At 62.3% G+C, this 1,521-nt stretch carries 1 protein-coding gene; it reads left to right on the top strand.

All coding sequences use genetic code 11. The features are described from left to right. Nucleotides 1-96: 96 nt before the first annotated feature. Nucleotides 97-1,215, top strand: a complete 1,119-nt coding sequence (locus C41B8_RS19125) for an IS110 family RNA-guided transposase (RefSeq protein ID WP_037341990.1) — start codon at nt 97-99, stop codon at nt 1,213-1,215. The last annotated feature ends 306 nt before the right edge of the window (nt 1,216-1,521 follow it).

Below are 1,521 nucleotides of genomic sequence, written 5' to 3'. Positions count from 1 at the left end.
TTAGACACCATGGATTGACCTGCCCGTCCTCAAGCTCGTGGGTTACGTTGAGGACGGGATCGTTCTCAAGCAGAGCCACATTGAGGAGGGCAGGTCATGGTCGAGTTTAGCGTTTACGTCGGGCTGGATGTCCACAAGGAAACGATCGCGGTGGCGGTGGCAGCCGCTGGTCGCGCCGAGCCGGTTTACCGTGGCGAGATTGCCAATACGCCGACGGCGATCAAACGCCTGATGCACAAGCTGTCGCCGGATGATGAAGTGCTGGGCGTGTGCTACGAAGCCGGGCCGTGCGGCTATGGCCTGCATCGTCAGATCACGCAGATGGGCCACGACTGCATCGTGGTCGCCCCCGGTTTGATGCCGCGCCGCGCCACGGATCGGGTCAAGACCGACCGGCGGGATGCGTTGAGTCTGGCGCGCCTGCATCGCGCCGGTGAACTCGCCCCGGTCTGGGTGCCCGGTGAGGCGCAGGAAGCCATGCGCGACCTCACTCGAGCACGAGAAGATCTCAAGGCGATCGAACGCGTGGCGCGTCAGCGCCTGGGCGCGTTCCTGTTGCGCCACGGTCACGTGTATGACGGCAAGAGCCGCTGGACACAGGCGCATTTCCGCTGGCTCGAGCGACTCCACATGGCTACGCCCGTCCAGCAGATTGTTTTGACGGAATATATCGATACCGTGCACGACGCGCAGCGTCGCGTGGCCGCGCTGACCGAACAGATGCGCCAGGCCTGCGAGACCTGGTCCATGCGCCCGGTCGTCGAGGCCCTCATGGCCTTGCGCGGCATCTCGCTGATCACCGCCATGACCGTGCTGGCCGAGTTGGGCGATATCACCCGCTTTGATTCACCGCGTCAGTTAATGGCCTATCTCGGCCTGGTGCCCAGCGAGCACTCAAGCGGAGGCTCGAAGCGTCAAGGCGGCATCACCAAGACCGGCAACGCTCATGTGCGTCGTGTGCTCGTCGAAGCAGCTTGGGCGTATCGTTTCCCTGCGCGCAAGAGCGCGGTGATACAGCGCCGAGCCGAACAAACGAGCCCCTACGTGCAGGCGATTGCCTGGCAGGCTCAGAAACGGTTATGCGGCCGTTATCGACATCTGATAGGTGCCGGCAAGAACACGCCCCAGGCGACGACTGCGGTAGCCCGTGAACTGGCCGGCTTTATCTGGGCGATCGCCTGTGAAGTACCGGTGAAGACTGCGACGGCCGCTTAAGCGGTACGCGCCATCGCAATCGCCCTGCCGGAGGAGGTTGGCAACGTATGCCCTTGGATCAGAACACGGCCGGCCCGGTTGGAGAATCCTTGGACGGCCTATGGGGCAGCGGGCCTGGTCCGCTGATCCCCGCACTTAGAGCAAGGCAGCTCCGCGACGAAGACATGTCAGGTCGGTACCCAATCCACGTATATCAGAGTGATCTACCGTCGCATCAGCCGCCCGTGTTCTGTTCCAAGGGCATACGCCAGCGCATCGATTATGAATAAGTCATAAGTCGTAGTTGACAGGTCAATCCATATCAGG

This window comes from Salinisphaera hydrothermalis C41B8 (genome assembly GCF_000732535.1).
GTDB lineage: Bacteria > Pseudomonadota > Gammaproteobacteria > Nevskiales > Salinisphaeraceae > Salinisphaera > Salinisphaera hydrothermalis.
This window is presented reverse-complemented; position numbering and strand designations above follow the sequence as displayed.

Bases quoted from the DNA above. Each gene is read 5' to 3' on its own strand.
- C41B8_RS19125 (WP_037341990.1), top strand. From the start codon at position 97: ATGGTCGAGTTTAGCGTTTACGTCGGGCTGGATGTCCACAAGGAAACG.